Here is an 18,619-nt window from a genome sequence, read left to right as displayed (position 1 = left end):
GATTATTTCTCCTTCAAATAAATTATTTTTGCATTTTCAGGTAATCGTAATGGCTGTTCGAACAGTTTAATGACGATTATAATATCGCCTTCAATTTCATGATGTGGGCTATAAAATTCGATGGGTACATCATTCCAGCTACTTTGTTGATGACTTTCAAATAATCCATAATGTACCATACTTTCTAGAACAACTGAAATATTTAACTTGCTGAATAATGGCTTATTTACAATATACTGAGCTAATAAAAAGCCAAACTCACGTGTAGTAAATAAGTTTCTAGAAACGTAATGAGTTTGTTGATTCTCACTTACTAAAGAATCCATTATTTTATCAAATGTATTAAACATAGATGTTGAATTGTCTAACTGGCTAGAATATCGTTCTGCATCATGCCAATAAATTTGATTTTCGATATTTTCTACTAAGTATCGGATATTGAGAGCTATAGGAATGGATAGCTCCTTTAAACGACTAATTTTTAAAGTTTTGAACGATTGATTTTCCTTCCTTTCAAGACATAGTATTAGTTGATTTTTTCCAACTGATGATAAAAAGTAATAAGACAAATATTTTGCCATGATTATGTTGTTAAAATCATTCTTATCTAATCCAATAGCTTCAAATGTTTCTGAAGTTGCCTTTAGTTTTATAAGATTTTGATTTGCTTTAATTGAATCGGAATTATCACAAATAACGCCTACTTTTAAATCATGAATATTTTTTAATTTGCGAGTTAAAAGTATCGTTGCACAGTCGCCTTTTGCTTCGGCACTTTGTATCGTTATTTCTTCAAAAGGTAAATCTTTTATACCGATATTATTTGTATCTTGCACTTTATTAATTTCATAAAAATCGACAAGGTCTTTTAATGCCAAAGGTAAGGTGTATTTTAACTCATTGAATTCGTTATCAATAATATTTTGAAATGAAGTACGATTAATTAATGCATTCTGAAATTTCTTTGAAATAGATTTTAAAACAACATCGTGTGCTGGAGAGATCTCATAGGGGAACATAAATTCTTTCACGTCCTTTAAAGTTTTTTTAAATTTTTTACTGTATTTAGTTGGTTTTGTATGAATTTCGTTTTACACAAAGGTGGTTCATATTTAATTTAAGGATAATTAGGTTTCATCAACGCTTGTGTGACTTTGGCAAACTTTTTAGAATTTAATTAAGGACAAACAATCGGAATTAATATTGACGATAACTTCAAGTTTCATTTAATTTGAACCTCCTTTGTTCGTTGAGATAAAACCCAATATTTTATGTTTCTTTTACACATATACAAAATGATTATTTTTACGAAAATTATTTATTAAAAATATCTATTAATATATCAATGAATTTCAAAATAAAAATTTTTCAATTTTTAAGCGTAATGAAAATTCGGCTGAATGTTGTAAATACAGGCATTGTAGCTTTAATAGATATTTCGTAAAATTTCATTTTGAAATGTAAATAGAGCAGCTAATCCCCAGGTTAAGGATTAGCTGCTCTATATTAATAATATATAATTGAATTAATAACGGCTTTCATAAGTGTTATTAGTGTAATTGGATTATAATACCCAATAAATAGAAAAATGCAATATAGGAGGCTATTCTATGACGTTGACACGTTCTTTAGCAATAAATGAAGTTGTAAATAATCAGCAGCTTTGTGAGGTGTTTTTATGTGCTCCTCAGGGAGGAATGCGTAAGTCGAATCGAACTAATACGTTGACGCTTATTTCAGATAAGACGAAGCTTTATGATGACAAGATTGTTGATGATATTTATCATTACACAGGTATGGGCCAGAGTGGTGATCAGAAGATGAGTGGTCAAAATTTGACATTAGCAGAATCAGATAGTAATGGAGTAGAGATTCATTTTTTTGAGGTAATGAAGCCAAGAGAATATACATATCGCGGACAAGTAGAGCTTGCAGGTGAGCCATATCAGGGTCAACAAAAGGATCAAGATGGCAGACAGCGCCTTGTATGGATTTTCCCACTGCGCTTAATAGATAGTAAAGCAAAGTTTACGAAACTGCCTTCAGTTATGGAAGATAATCAAGAGCTACAAGAAGAATTTAAAGAAATTCAGCAAGTTGAAAACTTACCCATATCACGAACTGAAAAAGAACGGTTGATCAAATCACGTATTGGCCAGGGGAAGTTTAAAAAGTTACTAGTCAAACGTGAGTGTAAATGTGCATTATGTGGTGTAACAGATTCGCGCGTTCTAATTGCAAGTCATATTAAACCATGGAGTGTTTCTACAAATGCGGAGAGACTTGATGTGAATAATGGATTATTACTTTGCCCAAATCATGATGCATTGTTTGATAAACATTTGATTTCGTTCGATTTAGATGGAAAGATTGTGATATCTCAATCATTAGATGAAATAGATCGAGTATTTTTGAATGTAAATGATGGGTTGCGAGTTAACTTAAATGAAGAGCAGTGGAGTTATATGGAAGAGCATAACCAAAATCTTATTAAATAAATCTAACAAAATACAATGAATCTGGGAGGTGCTTATTATGAATTTAACGGTAAATCAAGCAGTTTGGTTAGCCGCAGCATTGATGACTTATGAACGATTTAAAAATGATCAAGTAAAATCGATCTCAGATATAGGACTTGTACAAGCTGATATTCAAAAGAGAGCGCAAAGTTTAACAGATAGTAATGTGGAAGGTGCTAGGATTTCGCAGCATTTTAATGGGGACCACGAAAATAAACTACATAATTTTTTGAGGCAAATAAATGAGAAAAACAGAAGACTGAGCTATCCAGGTGAGTTTAATGGAGAGAAAGAAAGACCTGACTTAAAATTTCAAGATTCATTGACTTTATCAAATGGTGAAGAAATCTCAGTGGATCAGTTAATTTATTTTGTTGAAACTGAGTACCGTGCTTTCTTTGATAATAAAGAATGGTCTATAGTTGTCCCTAAAATTGATTTCAAAAAAATAATAACACATTTAAATACTTATGCAAATCATCCCTATAAAAGCCCTTATCAATTGGATGAACCGGAAAAACAATTCTACTTAGCGATACGAGAAAGCGGAAGCGCCGCAGTAAATGAGTTAAATAAACTAGCAGATAGCTTTGCACTCAAGTATGGAGTGAAAAATAAAAATAAGTCGAGGTGGCTTACTGGTGGAAATGATGTTGTTCGAAGATATTTATGGAATCAACTGAAATATGAAGAATATGAGAATGTCTTAACAAGCATTTCAATTTTTGCAGAGAAAAATGATGAAGAAGTGCAATTTAGAATTTCAATTGAATTAGATGAAAAGAAGGCAAAGCAATCGGACTTCGATCGACACCATAAGATTTTAAATAAATCATTAATCCAAAACGATCAGTACTGTTATTACATAAAGGTAAATAGAAGCTGGGATTCTGAAGTTTCAAATGAACCAGCACCTGAAATCCAAAAGAGAATTCAGGATGGAGAGTATAAAAAGGTACAAATTGTCTACCATCTGACGAATGAACAAATCCAATTGCAGTCGTTAACAAATGAGATAATCTATCAAAAATTAGATAATGCTTTTGGAAATTTAATAGAATACTACAATTTAGTCATAGGTAAAGTTGAAAGTAATTTACCAGATAAGGAGGAGGCTACAATGTACGATAAAAATATGATTTTATATGGTCCACCAGGTACAGGGAAAACGTATAATACGGTAATTTACGCAGTAGCGATTATTGAAAACTGTTCCATTGAATCGTTATTCAGAGAAGATTATCAAACTATTTTAGAGCGTTATAACAATTATAAAAAATCAGGACAAATTAATTTTACTACATTTCATCAGTCGTTTGGTTATGAGGAATTTATTGAAGGGATCAAGCCTGCTTTAGATGAAGAACAAGACGAACTACTTCAGTATAAGATCGAATCAGGAATTTTTAAGGCTTTTTGTGAGAACGCTCAGCAGCTTAAAGTTACAAATAACAACGAAGCTCTAGAGATTGATACACGTGTCTGGAAAGTATCACTAGGTGGAAGTGGTATGAATGATGTAAAAGAAGATTGCTTCGAAAATAATCGTATTCGTATTGGTTGGGATTATTTTGGTGAAGATTTAACGGAAGATGAAGAAGAACCCACCGGTAATGTCAAAGATATTTTAGATTGCTTTTATGATGTCATGAGTATTGGAGATATTGTATTTTCATTGGGTGACCAAAAGCATATTGATGCAATTGGCGTTATTATAGGTGAGCCAGAGTGGTTAGTGGATGAAGAATACTATAAACGTAGTCGTTCTGTTAAATGGATTGCAAAAAATATTCATGAATATGTGTATGATTTAAACGGAAAGAAAAACTTAACGTTACGTACTATTTATGAATTGAAAAGAATATCCACTGATAGTGTCAACGAGCTCATTTTAAAGCACTCTCAAGATGAACTAATAACAGTTGAAGAAAACCATAAGAACTATGTCTTTATCATCGACGAAATCAACCGAGGTAATATCTCGAAAATTTTAGGTGAACTCATTACGTTAATTGAACCGACGAAGCGTCTTGGAGCTCCAGAGCAAATGAAAGTTCGTTTGCCATATTCAAAAGAAGAATTCGGCGTGCCACAAAACGTCTATTTATTAGGGACAATGAACACCGCTGATCGCTCGATTGCGATGATGGATACGGCATTAAGAAGACGTTTCCGCTTTATCGAAATGATGCCAAATGTGCAACTTCTAGAAGAAATTAAAGTCGGTAATATCAATATTCAGAAGATGGTCGACACAATTAACAAACGAATTGAAGTGCTGTACGATCGTGAACACACAATTGGTCATGCTTATTTCATGGGATTAAAACATGACACTACGATTGAAAACTTAGAGAATATTTTTAGAAATGCGATTATCCCGCTTCTGCAAGAATACTTCTTTGAGGACTACAGCAAAATTCAACTGGTTCTTGGAGATAATGCAAAAGCAGATAATTTAAAGTTTATTTTAGATACACCAGTACAAGCGAATGCAGTATTTAAAGCGAATCCTGACATCGATATCCCTGAAACTAAGTATTCGATTCAATTAGCAGCTTTTAAAAAGCATGCTAGTTATATTGAAATTTATGAGTAAGTCAGTATGAAGAGAAAGTTAGTTGAGTTAAGGGAATACGATATCATCACAAGCATTCAAGAAACTAGTAAAGAGGGAGGGGCAGTCTATTTAGACAAGGCTTCGTTTACTCAATTAGAAAACTTAATATTAACTTTCAACGAATCAAATGAAGCTGATGCAATTGATTTTTTGTCGATTTCATCGAAAAGAAATGTTGGTAAAATAATTCGCGCAAAAAACTATGTTGGTGTGCTTCAATTAAATAATGGTGTTCAGCTACAAATACTTCCGAAAATTCATGGTGGAACACAGGATGACTCCAAAAAGACATTTTTGAAAATGTTAAAGACACTTAGGGGTTTTCCGAGCAAGACATTTAATGAAACAAACTTAAATACTGAAAAAATGCCGATCTTTGAGATATTTATTCGATTGTATATACAGGAAGTTCAGCATCTTATTAAACTGGGATTGAAGTCAGCCTATTATGAAGTGGAAGACAATCTCAGAGTGTTTAAAGGGAAGATGAATTTCTCACAGCAAATTAAACATAATTCAGTGCATAAGGAACGGTTCTATGTGCAATATGATGAATTTGGTTTGAACCGACCAGAAAATCGTTTGATTAAATCGACATTAATAAAGCTGGCGAAAGAATCTGAGAGCACGGAAAATATGAAAGAATTACGAAAGTTACTAGCGAATTTCGAATTAGTTGAACTATCACCTTCTATTGAAAAGGATTTCGCGCAAGTGAAAATTGACCGTAATTCAAAGAATTATGAGACTGTCTTAAATTGGTCTGAGATTTTTTTACGCAATAAAAGTTTTACAACTTTTGTGGGTACTTCATTTGTACATGCACTTTTATTCCCAATGGATAGAGTTTTTGAGGATTATGTTGGGCATAGTTTGAGAAGAATGATGCAACAGAAGGAATGGTCGATTTTTTTGCAAGATCGACAGTATCATTTATTTGAGAAGCAATTTGCGTTAAGGCCAGATATTGTTTTACGGAATGAAGTAGGACAACGAACAATTATTATTGATACTAAGTGGAAGATGTTAAAAAATACACCTAGTAGTAACTATGGTATATCGCAGACAGATATGTATCAAATGTATGCCTATGCGAAGAAATATGAAACCAATGAGATTTGTCTTTTTTATCCGATTAACGATGAGTTTAATGGGGATGAGGAAATCTGCTTTACTAGTGACGATGGTGTGCAAGTAAAGGTGTTTTTTGTAGATTGTCATCGGATTGAAGAAAGCTTAGAAGTGTTTATGAATAAATATAAAATTTAAATCAAGAGTATAAAAATAAGAGGGTTCTATAAATTATAAAACTACCTATTGAGTTAAATTTAACTCAATAGGTAGTTATTTTAGCTTATATCATATGATTTTTCGATAAAATATTTAGCTTTCTCAAGGTCTTCATCATTATTGATTCTTATTTCTAAATCACCAGTCCCATAATGTCCGATATTAGTTACATTACGTGTAAAACCTTGTTCTAAAGTTACTGTTGTAGGGTCTACTTTTAAATATACTAAGATTGAATTTGACTGTGGATGGACTTCAACACAGGCGAAGTTCTTAATACGTTTGAAAGCGATGTAATATTTTAACGTTTTCATTTGTACATCGTCACCTATGGCAATCATAAAGGATTTTAAATTTTCGAAGCGATCCGTTAACTGTTCATTTGCTTGATCCAAATAATCTGAAACAGTTTTAAATGTTTTGGTATTTGATTTTTGCGTTCTATCTATAGAGCTTTCTTCAATATAAACAGTTTGGGCTGTTGTTGCATTCACTAAATCCAACATTAAAAATCCACCTAAATAGTGTTTGTATTGATAAAGTTCTATGTTGCGATTTATTTGCTGAACGGCATGTTCATCGTATTTTGTGAAGTTACCGGCAATACATAAGAGACGTGGGCTACTCCAATCAATATTGTCTGCAATAGATTGACCGAAATTTCTTAAAGTCATCAATTCGAATTCTGCTTTATGGTCAAGTAGCCAATCTAAATAGTAGAGACCTTGATTGATCACATTTTCATTCATAGATCTTTTATATTCGATAATAACAGGAGAATGATTTTCATCTAATCCAAGTGTGTCTATTCTTCCTCCATGACGTTTTCCAGTTGAATATTCCGAAGCTAAAAATTTTATCCCAAGAAATGCTTCAAGGTGATTTTCGATTAAATTTTGTAATGATTTTTCAAGTGAAACTGAATGTCCATGTAATTCTTGCACGTTATCATTGTCAATTTTAAAAAATTTAATATCCCCCATTTGGTTCCTCCTAACAGTAAATCCATGAAATTAAAGTAGTTTCTATTTAGTTATGGCAAGTTATTTGATAAAGAGAATATGCTTGAAGAGTATTTTATTCAATTAGTTAGGGGAATTCCAACTCCTGAACATAATAAATGACATAAATACAAAAATCTCTCATGACATACATAGATTTTCTTAAGTTTTTTTCCACTCAACAATTTGCTTTAGTATTTCGTATAACTTTCTTTGCTCTGTTATATCTACATCTTGTAGTAATTTAATAATTAAGCGATAAGGTAAATTTTCAGTAGAACTATATTCAGTTTCAATAACTGAAAAGAATTCCGCAAGATTAATTTCTAAAGCATTTGTAATTTGATAAAGGCTAGAGATAGTTAAGTTTTTTTCTCCACGTTCAATTTGACCAATATATGTTGGGTGAACATTAGCTTTGAAAGCAAGCTCTTCTTGACTAAGCTTCTTACTTTTCCTTAACACACGGATGTGTATTCCGACTGATTCCACTAAACTATCCATTCGATCCCTCCTAAGATAACCCTAGTAGGAAGGTTTTACTTGTTCTACATACTATTAATACTTATTGTTTTTATATATATACTATTAATACTTTCTGTGTGTATAATTAAACTATTGATAGAAAAAATTACAAAAAAATACGATGGATTAAAGTTACTAAATGTTTTTAGTATTAGATTTGAAGTGGGGGTTATAGTATGACCGTATTGACAGTGATTGCTGGGGTTAAGGGAACAATTGGAATAATACTTGGTTTGCTTGCAGCATATAGCTTAAAGAATAGTGAGGGAGGATTTAGACTATTAACCTTTTTAATAGTGTTTTCACTTGGAACAGCACTTTCAATTGTAGGTATAATTATTTTCCTTTTAATTATTCGTGATAAAGGTCTGCAATTAAAAAAATCTTATGTTGTCCCAATTTTAGCTGTAATACTGTGTATGGATTTAACTTTTATTGGCATAACCATAATTAATAAGGAAGTGGAAAAGTATAATCATTCTTACATAGAATTGTTAAATAATAAATTACCATCCGTAATGAAGTCAGACTTTGTACAAGAAAATAAAAAAATCCAGAATTGGCTAGAGTCATTAGATGAAGAATGATTCATTAATTATTATATATAGTGAGAGGTATTTGTACATGGGAGTTTTTGATTTAGAGCTGTTGAAGGATGTAATTAAAAGATCACCTGCTACAACTTTATTTGTTTTTTTACTAGTACTATCATTTATAGCCAGTTATATTTGGGGGAATGGACCAACAGATTTCGAAACAGCTAGACTGTTTGGTTCAATCATACCGCCAGATGCGACAACTGATGGATTAATCCGTACAATTACTTATACATTTCATCAAATAGGTGGTCCAATACATTTATTAATGAACTTAGGGGCAATTTTAGTGACAGGTCCCTTTTTAGAAAGAGTGTATGGTCCAATTAAATACACAGCTTTCTTTTTGATAACAGGGATGTTTGGTGGTCTATTTGTCCTGATCTTCACGGAAGTAAATACAATTGTAGGTGGGGCATCTGGTTCAGGGTATGGGTTAATGGGGTTATATGTAGGTTTAATTTTGAAAAAAGATCCATGGATTGATCAAACAACACGTAATTGGGTATGGAATATGCTATGGGCAAATATGGTGTGGACTTTCTTTATTCCAGGTATATCTATTGCTGGTCATATGGGAGGTTTGATAAGTGGAATAATTATTGCTGCAATATTTAAAACTCACCAAGAAGTAGATGAAAATTGGGTTACGAGTTTTATCAAATCAATAATTACATTTATTGGTATAGTTATTATGACTTGTATACCTAAAATACTTTATCCAAATATTGCTTTACCATTTATTCAAGACATGCGAAATAAAACTGGAAATGAAGTTATGTATCTGTCTTCAAATTATTATAGTGATAAGTTAATTTATAATCTTGATAGATTGTTAGCCGGGCAAAATCAAAAACAACTTTTGAGCTTTGTAAATGGAAGTGTGATAGAAATAATAATATCTGTTTTATTGCTCTGGATCATTTATTGGATTATAAAGACGTTTCTTACAAGTTGGAAGCTACGGGGTTTAATAAAGAATGGCTATTACTATAAACAAGCTAAAAAAACTAAATATAACCAATCTATAATACAACTTGGACATGATGTAGTAAGGGAATATAAACAGAAAAAAAATAAAATAAATCATAATACTTTAATGAAAAAGGTTGAATTCGAATTACAATTAATATTTGGAACGGCTTTTCAAAAAGCAAAAAATAGTGTTATTCGTATAGTGCAGTTTATGGTATTAATTGTTTCAAGTTTACTTTTATTCATTTTTATTAGTATGATAAATGACATTAAAAATGAACAGCCAATGTTACATGAAGGAAATGATCAAAATAAAGATCAATCAATATCTGATAAAATAAGCCAAACTACAGAAAAGAAAGTCGAAAAAGATAATACTAAAGTGCAAAGTGATCGAAAGAAGATAACGACTTTATATAATAATGATGAACCAGAGCTATCCGGATTAAATAGTGATTATTTCATTCCAAATGATATGGGGGATTTTATGTTAGTTGAATATCCTAATACCTCTGTTTATGCTATTTTTAATGACAATTCTTTTACTGATTTAAACATTGAGGTTAGAGCTAGGTCTATTTTTATTTCAGGTTACTACAAAGGGGAGATTATGCCTGGACGTAGTTCTTATCTTGAATTTATTTTGATTCCTGAATTTGATGATTATTTTTCAGTACACCGAATTCTTTATGACGGTGAAATACTTGAAAACCAAAAAGATATTTACTCTATTATTAATTATATTACAACACCTTTAAATTATTAAAAATAGCCCAAGAACGGAAGTGTTTTTTCCATTCTTGGGGTTTTTAGTTTAGAGCACCAAGGGTCTAATGTAATACAAATCTGTTAATTATGACTAATGTTTATTAAAATAAGTAATACCCTTGTAAAATGAAAGTAATACGATTTTTGGAGGAGAGTACTAATGAAAGTTTCTACTAATCTACCAGAAATTTTGGTTTGTTGATGGTTCTTCGTTAACAGGAAATGAATATGTTGAGCTGAAGCATACAATTAATCAATATCCTTTAGAGAAATTAATCCCATATGATTGGAAGGGAGAAGACATAGCCAAAGAATCTCAGTATGTAAATCCAAAGAAGAATTCTATTCAATATGCTATGATTCAAAATTTAAAAAACAAGGATTACCATGTTATTTATGATGATGATGGCTCTGGAGAAATAGCGGATATTATTACAATCAAAGAAGAATATAAAATTCTTAAATAGAAATGTATCATTTGAAATACGCAAAAGATGGGAAAATATCAAAGAGTATAGAAAATCTTTATCAAGTGTGTGGGCAAGCTCAAAAGTCTATATCCTGGAAATCGAAAAAAGGTGATGAATTTTTTTCAGACATCTTTTAAGAAGAGAACAAAAGACATATGATAAACAAACATGTTCAAGACTTGAAAGAGGTTCAAAAGAAGATTTGGAATTACTTAAAGATAAGGCTAAAAGGCGTATTCCGATGCAATTTGAAATATATATTGTACAACCAAGCATTTCTAAATCAAACAATGGAAAAGATATTTTAACTTTGCTGGGTGTAACTGAAAGCTTTTTAAAAGAAACAAGTGGTATTAATTTAAAATTATTTGTAGTAAGTGAATAAGGGGAATTTTAATAAGTTCTTTTTATACTAAAAACGCTAAAGCAGCATCCTACAAAAATTCTATAATAAATACAATAAATAGTTTATCGAAGTATTAACTTGACGATAAACTATTTTTATTTAAAATAATTTGTATTTTATTTTCCTGAAATTAAATCAGTTGTAGTTGACTTTTTTTATATTAAATCTAAAATAATATATATGATAGGAGGTTGAAGAATGATAAGTTTAGAAGATGAAATTTTAAAAGATATTGTAAACGGATTAGTTTATTCAGATCCGGAACTGCGCCAGCTATATTTACAATCAATTTTAAATGAATCTGGTGAAGGTACACAAAATAGTTCACATCAGCATAAATGGGATCAAAGATATAATACTATTTTAAAAATAGCTGATAAGTTTGATTTGAAATATTGGAAAATTAAACGTGGAAGGCTTTGGGAAGCGTTATCCATTATTGGTCCTGAGAATGAATTATATGTATTTTTTGCAGAGAAGAATTTACAGAAAATTATTCGTAATGCTAAAGATAGTCATTACTTGAGATTATTAAATTTATTTAACGGGCATTATAATAAAATGGAGGAATTGTTTGAACAGACTTCGTTTAATTTATTTGCTTCAAATAAGCACGAAAGCAAATTTGATATCGATGAGGCGAGAGAGATGCTACAGTTATTAGAACAAAATCCATCTCGAGTTATAGTTTTTGGGTTTGATGTATCTTTTATTTCTACTGTCAGAGCTTATGTTTTCAACGCTAAAAATCAATTAGTTTGGGAACAAGGATTAACACATCTAATCGATACGAACTATCAATTAGTATTAGAAAATGATAATGTAAATGCTGGAACTAAGGAGAGTAAAATTGAAAAAGACCTTAAAGCACCAGCTAAAAAGAGAATTGTACAATTGAAAAAATAGAAATAGTTTGGAGATAGCATTATGAAAAAGATATTTAATGGACAACGACTAAAGGAAGCGAGACTTTATAACAAGTTATCGATTACTGATTTAGCAGAGAAGTTAAATGTCACAAAACAAATGGTTTCTAAATATGAAAGTGGTAAAAGCGATCCTAGTTTTGAAAAATCATTACTATTGACTGATATACTAGGATATCCCAGAGAGTTCTTCTATTCAGAGGAAACCTTTACCATAATTAATGAAGGCACTTTTTTTAGATCACGTTTAACTGCAACTCAGAAATCAAAAGAGCCTGCTACTATCTCTACAAAATATTCTGTAATAGTAAGGGATTTTTTAGAACAGTTTATTGATTTTCCTGAATTACTTGATCGTTCAAAGTATGAGTTAATGAACAATTATGAGGAAATTGCTTTAGATATCAGAGAAATGATGGGTTTGGGTGTTACCCCTATTCATGATATTGTAGAGGTTGCTGAATTAATGGGCTTTGCTGTTATAAATATGGATTATCAGGAAGATAAAGTAGATGCATTTAGTAGTATGAACACAATCAATGATAAAGAATATTTTATTATTACTATTGGGGAAAGAGGTTCATTTTTTAGACAACAATTTAGCATAGCTCATGAAATAGGACATTGGGTTCTCCATCAACATTTAAACCCACAAGAATTAGATAAAGATGAATATAAGGTAATGGAGAATGAAGCAAATAAATTTGCCTCTACTTTTTTAATGCCAAGTGTCTCATTTGGAGAGGAACTAAGTGGATTAATTGTAGATGAAATCGAAACCTATTACAATTTAAAAAGGAAATGGAATGTATCAATGGCTGCTATGATAAAACGGGCGAGAGATCTTAGTTTAATCAATACTGAGCAGGAAATGAAATTATATAAACAAATGCATTATCGAAAATGGAGAAATCCAGAGCCTTTTGATTTAGATACAAAAATGACATTACCAGTAGCATTTAAGCAATCGCTAGAATTATTGATGGATGAAAATGTTTTAAAAGGTCATGAAATACCAACGAGATTAGCGGAACAATATCAGCTATATCTTACACCTAAATGCTCGGTGAAATTTGTGGTGTTGATCCAGCTATATTTAATGATAATTCACAGTCGAAAGTGGTTCTAAAGATAAAAGATTTCAAAAAACGTAACTTAGGTTCGTGATTTTAATGGGGCTACCCATTCAAAATCATTTAACTGCTAAAATCGAAAACCAAAAAAGTTATTGTAGCGAACGATTATAAATAATTTCTAAACATAAACCAAAATTGGAAAACAATAAGACTATTCAAGTTTTAAATCACATAAACTTGAATAGTCTTATTTGTGGTGTTCCTTTAATTGTGAACTTAAATCTTTTATAATCTAAGTCTGGTCTTCCATTTTGCTTAGAACTATAAATGATATTTAAGTAAGGAAGAAGGAGTATCAAAGGGACTCTTTTTTCTTTTAAATAATATTTGGATTGATTTGTTATAAAATGTAATATATCTTTAAGTAAATTATAATTATTTGTAAAGGAGCGTAGTTATGGGAAAGGTAGTAACAGAAAAAAATAAAGTAAAATTTGAAATACAAAATAAAAAAGATTGTATTTATATTTAGGTCATATAATTGAATACATAGAAAAAAAGAGAGATATTTATTGGAGATTAAGTTTAGAATCACTTAACTATTTGGCATATGAATTAAATAAAAGAGAACTTATGGATAATGATAAAAAAATAATAGAATTTATTATAGAGAATAAGGATACAGATTTTGATTTTGATATTGACTTTTACAAATTCAAATTATTTAATTCAGCGATAAATTTAATAAAGAATGAAATGATAAATTTAATTGGTGATTATAGTGTAGATAAATTAGCTATATCATATAATAATTATTTGGATATTATTCGTAAAAGAAATATAGATGGTGTTGAATATGAACATAGTAGTGAGAAAGCAAAATTAATTAATTCCTTTAATACGCATAGAAATTTTCTATATCATTTTTCAAGTGATAAACTTTGTGAGTGGATAGAGTTTAGAGAAAAACAGGCTAGAAAATATAATGATGCTAGATTTGAGATGGGGAAGGAATTTAATATATACGTTTCTAATACTATACCATATAAAGTTTTTGCATCAGAGATAATCAGAGATAATTAAAATATTATATTTCTAGAAGAGCTAGACAAAGTAATTAATTTTATGAAAAAAGATTTTGAAAGTTTGATAGGAGAAAAAGTAACGTTCAATATAAAAAACAAAAAGTTTTGACGACTCTGTAAAAGATATAACTTATAACGGATTTAAAAGCCATAATCTTAGCCAAAAGAGAAAAAATAAGTAAACTACCTGAAAAAAAGTCGATATAAGAACGGAGTAGGATTTATATGGGTTACTCTAGAACAAGAAAAGGGAGTTTAGAGCAGTGGCTGCTATCATACCAGTTACAGCGCAATCTTCTGTTATGGAATAAGGTTTTCTCTCTTAAGGCTTAAGCACAATCAAGCTGAAAATGCAACCCCTAAAGATAGTACACCAGATCAATGAAACAACTACCGAAGAGTCATGACTGATTTCCAGAAGGTAGGTATTCCAATAATCAGTGTCGTAAGAATAACAAATATAATCGAAGGAGAGATACACTTGTTTCAAAAAGAGCTTGAAAGTCTGGCAGCATTAATTGAAAAATTTGAGAAAAATAAAAAACTTTATAAGAGTAGTAAGTATAACGAAACACAAGTTAGAAGTGAATTTATTAATCCTTTTCTAAAAATCCTAGGTTGGGATGTAGAAAATTGTGAAGGTAAAACACATTATCTAAGAGATGTACTAGAGGAAGATACTGTAGAAGTTGAAAACCTCGAGGGGAAGATAGAAAAGAAAAAACCAGATTATGCCTTAAGACTGAATGGGGAAAGGAAATTTTTTATTGAGGTAAAAAAACCTTCGGTTGATATTGAAACGAATTCTAATGCCGCATTTCAAATTAGAAGATATGGTTGGAACGCTAAATTACCAATATCGCTTTTAACAAACTTTGAAAAAATAGCAGTTTATAATTGCATAGTAAAGCCTAATGCTAATGATACACACTATAATAGTAGAATAAAAATTATAAATATTAAGGATCTACTCAATCAGGAAAAATTTGAAGAATTTTATAATACATATTCTAAAGAGGCTGTGTATAGTGGGGAATTTGAAAAACATATATTACAGTTTGAAAACCAAGGTACGGAAAGTATTGACGATTTTTTCTTAAAACAAATACAAAATTGGCGATTAGAAATAGCTAAAGATATACTTGAAAATAATAGTAAACTTTCTGTGGACGAAGTTGATACCGTAACTCAAATATTATAAATAAAGTAATTTTTCTTCGGATATGTGAAGATAGAAATATAGAAGAATATGAAAATCTTCTAGATATTGCCAAATTTAACGATTTAAAATTACATCTTGATAAAGCGGATAAAAAGTTTAATTCTGGTTTATTTGAATCTCTAGACTCGTATGGGGTTGATCAAATTATTATTAATGATGATACGATGCTAAAAATGTTCAAAGAACTTTATTTCCCTAATAGTCCTTATTCTTTTGAAGTAATTGAATCTCATATATTAGGAGAAATTTATGAGCAATTTTTATCTAAAAAATTACAGATAGAAAACGGGCAATTAACTCTTAAAGAAAGTCCAGAAATTATAGAATCTAATGGAGTAGTCACTACCCCTAAGTATATAGTTAAAAGAATTATAGAATCTACTATTGATAAAAAGTAGCTGACCTTTCACTGGTGGAACTACAAAATATAAAAATTTGTGATCCAGCATCGGGTTCAGGAATATTTTTATTAGAAGCTTATGAATATTTAATGTCTACCCTTTTAATTAGATACAGTGAAAAAACACCAGAATTATACACAGAATACATAAAAAAAAATCATCTTGACGAATGGGAACTTACTTTTACTGAAAAAAGAAGGATTTTAATAGAAAATATATTTGGCGTAGATATTGATTATCAAGCTGTTGAAGTTGCTAAGTTCAGTCTTTTATTGAAATTATTAGAGGGGAAAATGCCAACTCTTTAGACGAATATAATTATCATACCAAAAATCAAATTTTACCTTCACTGAATGAAAACATTTTTTGGGGAAATTCATTAGTAGATAGTAACTATCTTGACATTTATTCTACAGCGTCACAAACTGTCCAAGACAAAATTATAATATTTGATTGGGAAGAGAGTTTTGAAAATATTTTCTCTGAAAAAGGAGGTTTTGATTTTATAATTGGCAACCCCCGTATATAAAATCCAAAATATGATTAAGTATGGAAAAGAAGAAATCGATTATTATAAAATCCTGATAGCAGATACACTTGTAGCTTGAATAATAATTTTGATAAGTATAGTTTATTTGTTGAGAGATCAATTCAATTGTTGAATGATACTGGCCGATTAGGATTTATTATTCCAAATAAGTTTTTAACTATACAGTCTGGTGAGGCTCTAAGAACAATTATTTATAATAATAAATTACTAAGCGAATTATCTAACTTTGGTTCTCAAAAGGTTTTTCAAGGAAAAGATACATATACATGTCTTTTGACATTATATAAAGGACAATGTGATAAATTTATTTTCAATAATATTTATGATTTAGAAATGTGGAGACATAATAGTTTAAAAGGAAAAGAAAGTAGCGAACACCTTATTTCTAAATACCCTCCCGATAAGACATGGGTATTCTTAAATAATACAATCAAGTCAATTTTAGATGGTATTAAAGTGAATAATCCATCAACTATTGAAAATATTGCAAAGCCGTTTGTAGGATTACAGACTAGTGCAGACAGTGTATTTATTTTAAAGAAAAATATTAGCTACGATGATAAATTTATTTATTTTACTGATAAAGAAAAGAAAGTATGGGAAATTGAAAGGTCTATTACTAGACCAATCTTATACAGACAAGGAATTTCTCTTTTTAGTGAACCTGATATTCAAGCTTTTGCTATTTTTCCTTATAAATCATTTGAACAAGATAAAGCTATTATATATTCACTTGAAGAGCTTCAAAATAACTTTCCAGTTGCTTTGCGTACCTCAATAATTTTAAGAACCAATTATTAAAAAGAAAAGTACCAGATCTTAATGAAACCAACTTTTATAAATACGGGCGTTCGCAAAGTTTAACAAAATTTCAAAATGAAGATAAAATTATTTGGTCAGTAGTCACTAATGAACCAAAATATTTCATTGATAAAAAGGATTTCTTATTTACAGGTGGAGGAAATGGTCCATACTATGCTTTAAGAAAAAATAATTTAGATAATAAGCATTCTCTGGAATACATTTATGCGATTTTAATTCATCCTATAACAGAAAGTTTTTTGAAAACTGGACATACTAGCTTCTTTGGGGGTGGACATTATTCTCATGGAAAACAATTTATTGAAAAATTACCTTTTAGAGAAATCAACTTTGATGACATTTCTGAAATGAATCATCATAAAGAAATTACCTTATGGGTTCAAGAAGTTATATCTCTGACAGAGAAAGTTGAAAAAGGTTTAATGCCCAAAGATAAGGCTCGTGCTGAGAAGAAAGTCCAGCAATTAAAAAAGAAGATTGAAAATAAGATTTTTACATTATATAATCTAACTGAACATGAACAGAAAATATATTAAGTTTATGATATAATGATTGAAAATAATTTGATACTCACAATGATTATTTCATTGTGAGTATTTTTATATTAATGGAGGTTTTTTATAGTGGCAAGAACTGTCCCAACTGAGCAAAAACTTAGAGGTGGTTACTATACACCACAACTTTTAAGTGATTTTATTTCTGATTGGCTATCCAAACTCCCGATACAAGAATTTTAGAGCCTAGTTGTGGTGATGGAAATTTTTTGGAATCTGCTGTAAAATCGCTAAGAAAGTTAGGAACTAGTGATGATGCTATTGCAGATTTAATAACTGGAATTGAATATAACGATATTGAAAGTATAAAAGCTTGGAATAGGCTTAGAGGATTAGATATTCCAGTTAATTTAACAACTGTTGTTAATCAAGACTTTTTCAAATATTTACAAGATGAATTAAACTCCCAAGAGAAATTTGATGTAATTCTTGGAAATCCACCTTTTATAAAGTACCAAGATTTTAAAGAAGATCAACGAGAAATTGCTTTCAATCTTATGAAATCCTATGGATTTAAACCAAATAAGTTAACAAATCTCTGGGTACCTTTTTTAGTCTTATCATCATTTTTAATTAAAGATACTGGTAAATTAGCTATGGTTATTCCAGCTGAACTATTTCAAGTAGGATATGCAGGTGAAACTAGAAAGTTCCTAAGTGAATTTTATCAAATATTACTATAATTACATTCCAGAAATTAATTTGGAAAGATGCCCAACAAGAAGTTGTTATATTACTTTGTGAAAAAATAATAGCGAAATCAATACGATTAAGGTAGTTGAGTTAAATACAATAGATGATTTGAAAGATTTT

At 30.1% G+C, this 18,619-nt stretch carries 17 protein-coding genes and 1 pseudogene; 15 read left to right on the top strand and 3 right to left on the bottom strand.

The window, feature by feature from the left end:
• Positions 1-2: 2 nt before the first annotated feature.
• Complete coding sequence (locus HXV90_RS18770; protein ID WP_269897796.1) at positions 3-1,019, bottom strand: hypothetical protein; 1,017 nt, start codon at positions 1,017-1,019, stop codon at positions 3-5.
• A gap of 591 nt (positions 1,020-1,610) precedes the next feature.
• Here HXV90_RS18770 and HXV90_RS18765 point away from each other — a divergent pair.
• The 3 genes from HXV90_RS18765 to HXV90_RS18755 are packed head-to-tail and all read left to right on the top strand — an operon-like array spanning position 1,611 to position 6,408.
• Positions 1,611-2,498 carry an HNH endonuclease gene (locus HXV90_RS18765; protein ID WP_269897795.1) on the top strand — a complete coding sequence of 296 codons (888 nt, stop codon included), beginning with the start codon at positions 1,611-1,613 and terminating at the stop codon, positions 2,496-2,498.
• A 37-nt stretch (positions 2,499-2,535) separates the two neighbouring features.
• The gene (locus HXV90_RS18760) at positions 2,536-5,118 is read left to right on the top strand and encodes an McrB family protein (RefSeq protein WP_269897794.1); all 2,583 of its coding nucleotides are present in this window, start codon (positions 2,536-2,538) and stop codon (positions 5,116-5,118) included.
• Positions 5,119-5,124: 6 nt separating this feature from the next.
• The gene (locus HXV90_RS18755; protein WP_269897793.1) at positions 5,125-6,408 is read left to right on the top strand and encodes an McrC family protein; all 1,284 of its coding nucleotides are present in this window, start codon (positions 5,125-5,127) and stop codon (positions 6,406-6,408) included.
• A gap of 80 nt (positions 6,409-6,488) precedes the next feature.
• On the opposite strand, the gene HXV90_RS18750 is transcribed toward HXV90_RS18755, so the two are convergent.
• Positions 6,489-7,412 carry a DUF5655 domain-containing protein gene (locus HXV90_RS18750; RefSeq protein ID WP_269897792.1) on the bottom strand — a complete coding sequence of 308 codons (924 nt, stop codon included), beginning with the start codon at positions 7,410-7,412 and terminating at the stop codon, positions 6,489-6,491.
• A 180-nt stretch (positions 7,413-7,592) separates the two neighbouring features.
• Complete coding sequence (locus HXV90_RS18745) at positions 7,593-7,934, bottom strand: helix-turn-helix domain-containing protein (protein ID WP_269897791.1); 342 nt, start codon at positions 7,932-7,934, stop codon at positions 7,593-7,595.
• Between the two features lie 197 nt (positions 7,935-8,131).
• Between HXV90_RS18745 and HXV90_RS18740 the strand changes: the two genes are divergently transcribed.
• The 12 genes and pseudogenes from HXV90_RS18740 (at position 8,132) to HXV90_RS18685 (ending at position 18,489) form a co-directional block, all read left to right on the top strand.
• Positions 8,132-8,542, top strand: coding sequence for a hypothetical protein (locus HXV90_RS18740; protein WP_269897790.1), 411 nt, complete (start codon positions 8,132-8,134; stop codon positions 8,540-8,542).
• A gap of 37 nt (positions 8,543-8,579) precedes the next feature.
• Positions 8,580-10,292: a rhomboid family intramembrane serine protease gene (locus tag HXV90_RS18735; RefSeq protein WP_269897789.1), complete on the top strand. Its 1,713-nt coding sequence runs from the start codon at positions 8,580-8,582 to the stop codon at positions 10,290-10,292.
• Between the two features lie 674 nt (positions 10,293-10,966).
• Positions 10,967-11,149 carry a hypothetical protein gene (locus tag HXV90_RS18730; RefSeq protein ID WP_269897788.1) on the top strand — a complete coding sequence of 61 codons (183 nt, stop codon included), beginning with the start codon at positions 10,967-10,969 and terminating at the stop codon, positions 11,147-11,149.
• 219 nt (positions 11,150-11,368) lie between these two features.
• Entirely contained in the window at positions 11,369-12,076 is a 708-nt protein-coding gene (locus tag HXV90_RS18725; RefSeq protein ID WP_269897787.1) for a DUF5986 family protein, read from the top strand.
• A gap of 21 nt (positions 12,077-12,097) precedes the next feature.
• A complete protein-coding gene (locus tag HXV90_RS18720; RefSeq protein ID WP_269897786.1) occupies positions 12,098-13,225 on the top strand; it encodes an XRE family transcriptional regulator in 1,128 nt (375 codons plus the stop codon).
• Between the two features lie 580 nt (positions 13,226-13,805).
• The gene (locus tag HXV90_RS18715; RefSeq protein ID WP_269897785.1) at positions 13,806-14,255 is read left to right on the top strand and encodes a hypothetical protein; all 450 of its coding nucleotides are present in this window, start codon (positions 13,806-13,808) and stop codon (positions 14,253-14,255) included.
• A gap of 483 nt (positions 14,256-14,738) precedes the next feature.
• Positions 14,739-15,458, top strand: coding sequence for a type I restriction endonuclease (locus HXV90_RS18710; protein ID WP_269897784.1), 720 nt, complete (start codon positions 14,739-14,741; stop codon positions 15,456-15,458).
• A 194-nt stretch (positions 15,459-15,652) separates the two neighbouring features.
• A complete protein-coding gene (locus tag HXV90_RS18705; protein WP_269897783.1) occupies positions 15,653-15,877 on the top strand; it encodes a hypothetical protein in 225 nt (74 codons plus the stop codon).
• Positions 15,878-15,891: 14 nt separating this feature from the next.
• Positions 15,892-16,188: a DNA methyltransferase gene (locus HXV90_RS18700; protein ID WP_269897782.1), complete on the top strand. Its 297-nt coding sequence runs from the start codon at positions 15,892-15,894 to the stop codon at positions 16,186-16,188.
• A pseudogene (locus HXV90_RS23555) lies at positions 16,152-17,231 on the top strand (Eco57I restriction-modification methylase domain-containing protein). The gene HXV90_RS18700 and the pseudogene HXV90_RS23555 overlap by 37 nt, the downstream one beginning before the upstream one ends.
• Before the next feature lie 260 nt (positions 17,232-17,491).
• The gene (locus tag HXV90_RS18690; protein WP_269897780.1) at positions 17,492-17,788 is read left to right on the top strand and encodes a hypothetical protein; all 297 of its coding nucleotides are present in this window, start codon (positions 17,492-17,494) and stop codon (positions 17,786-17,788) included.
• A 167-nt stretch (positions 17,789-17,955) separates the two neighbouring features.
• The gene (locus HXV90_RS18685; protein ID WP_269897779.1) at positions 17,956-18,489 is read left to right on the top strand and encodes an Eco57I restriction-modification methylase domain-containing protein; all 534 of its coding nucleotides are present in this window, start codon (positions 17,956-17,958) and stop codon (positions 18,487-18,489) included.
• Positions 18,490-18,619: the final 130 nt, after the last annotated feature.

This window comes from Lysinibacillus sp. JK80, assembly GCF_027557635.1.
In the GTDB taxonomy this organism is placed as follows: Bacteria; Bacillota; Bacilli; order Bacillales_A; family Planococcaceae; genus Lysinibacillus; species Lysinibacillus capsici.
The sequence above is the reverse complement of the archived record's forward strand: the minus strand, read 5'-3'. Positions and strand labels throughout refer to the sequence as shown.

What these genes read in the sequence shown, in the direction of transcription:
- HXV90_RS18725 (WP_269897787.1), top strand. Translation starts at nt 11,369, where the DNA reads ATGATAAGTTTAGAAGATGAAATTTTAAAAGATATTGTAAACGGATTA.
- HXV90_RS18770 (WP_269897796.1), bottom strand. Translation starts at nt 1,019, where the DNA reads ATGTTCCCCTATGAGATCTCTCCAGCACACGATGTTGTTTTAAAATCT.
- HXV90_RS18715 (WP_269897785.1), top strand. Translation starts at nt 13,806, where the DNA reads ATGGATAATGATAAAAAAATAATAGAATTTATTATAGAGAATAAGGAT.
- HXV90_RS18745 (WP_269897791.1), bottom strand. Translation starts at nt 7,934, where the DNA reads ATGGATAGTTTAGTGGAATCAGTCGGAATACACATCCGTGTGTTAAGG.
- HXV90_RS18765 (WP_269897795.1), top strand. Translation starts at nt 1,611, where the DNA reads ATGACGTTGACACGTTCTTTAGCAATAAATGAAGTTGTAAATAATCAG.
- HXV90_RS18750 (WP_269897792.1), bottom strand. Translation starts at nt 7,412, where the DNA reads ATGGGGGATATTAAATTTTTTAAAATTGACAATGATAACGTGCAAGAA.
- HXV90_RS18760 (WP_269897794.1), top strand. Translation starts at nt 2,536, where the DNA reads ATGAATTTAACGGTAAATCAAGCAGTTTGGTTAGCCGCAGCATTGATG.
- HXV90_RS18755 (WP_269897793.1), top strand. Translation starts at nt 5,125, where the DNA reads ATGAAGAGAAAGTTAGTTGAGTTAAGGGAATACGATATCATCACAAGC.
- HXV90_RS18735 (WP_269897789.1), top strand. Translation starts at nt 8,580, where the DNA reads ATGGGAGTTTTTGATTTAGAGCTGTTGAAGGATGTAATTAAAAGATCA.
- HXV90_RS18720 (WP_269897786.1), top strand. Translation starts at nt 12,098, where the DNA reads ATGAAAAAGATATTTAATGGACAACGACTAAAGGAAGCGAGACTTTAT.
- HXV90_RS18705 (WP_269897783.1), top strand. Translation starts at nt 15,653, where the DNA reads ATGTTCAAAGAACTTTATTTCCCTAATAGTCCTTATTCTTTTGAAGTA.
- HXV90_RS18740 (WP_269897790.1), top strand. Translation starts at nt 8,132, where the DNA reads ATGACCGTATTGACAGTGATTGCTGGGGTTAAGGGAACAATTGGAATA.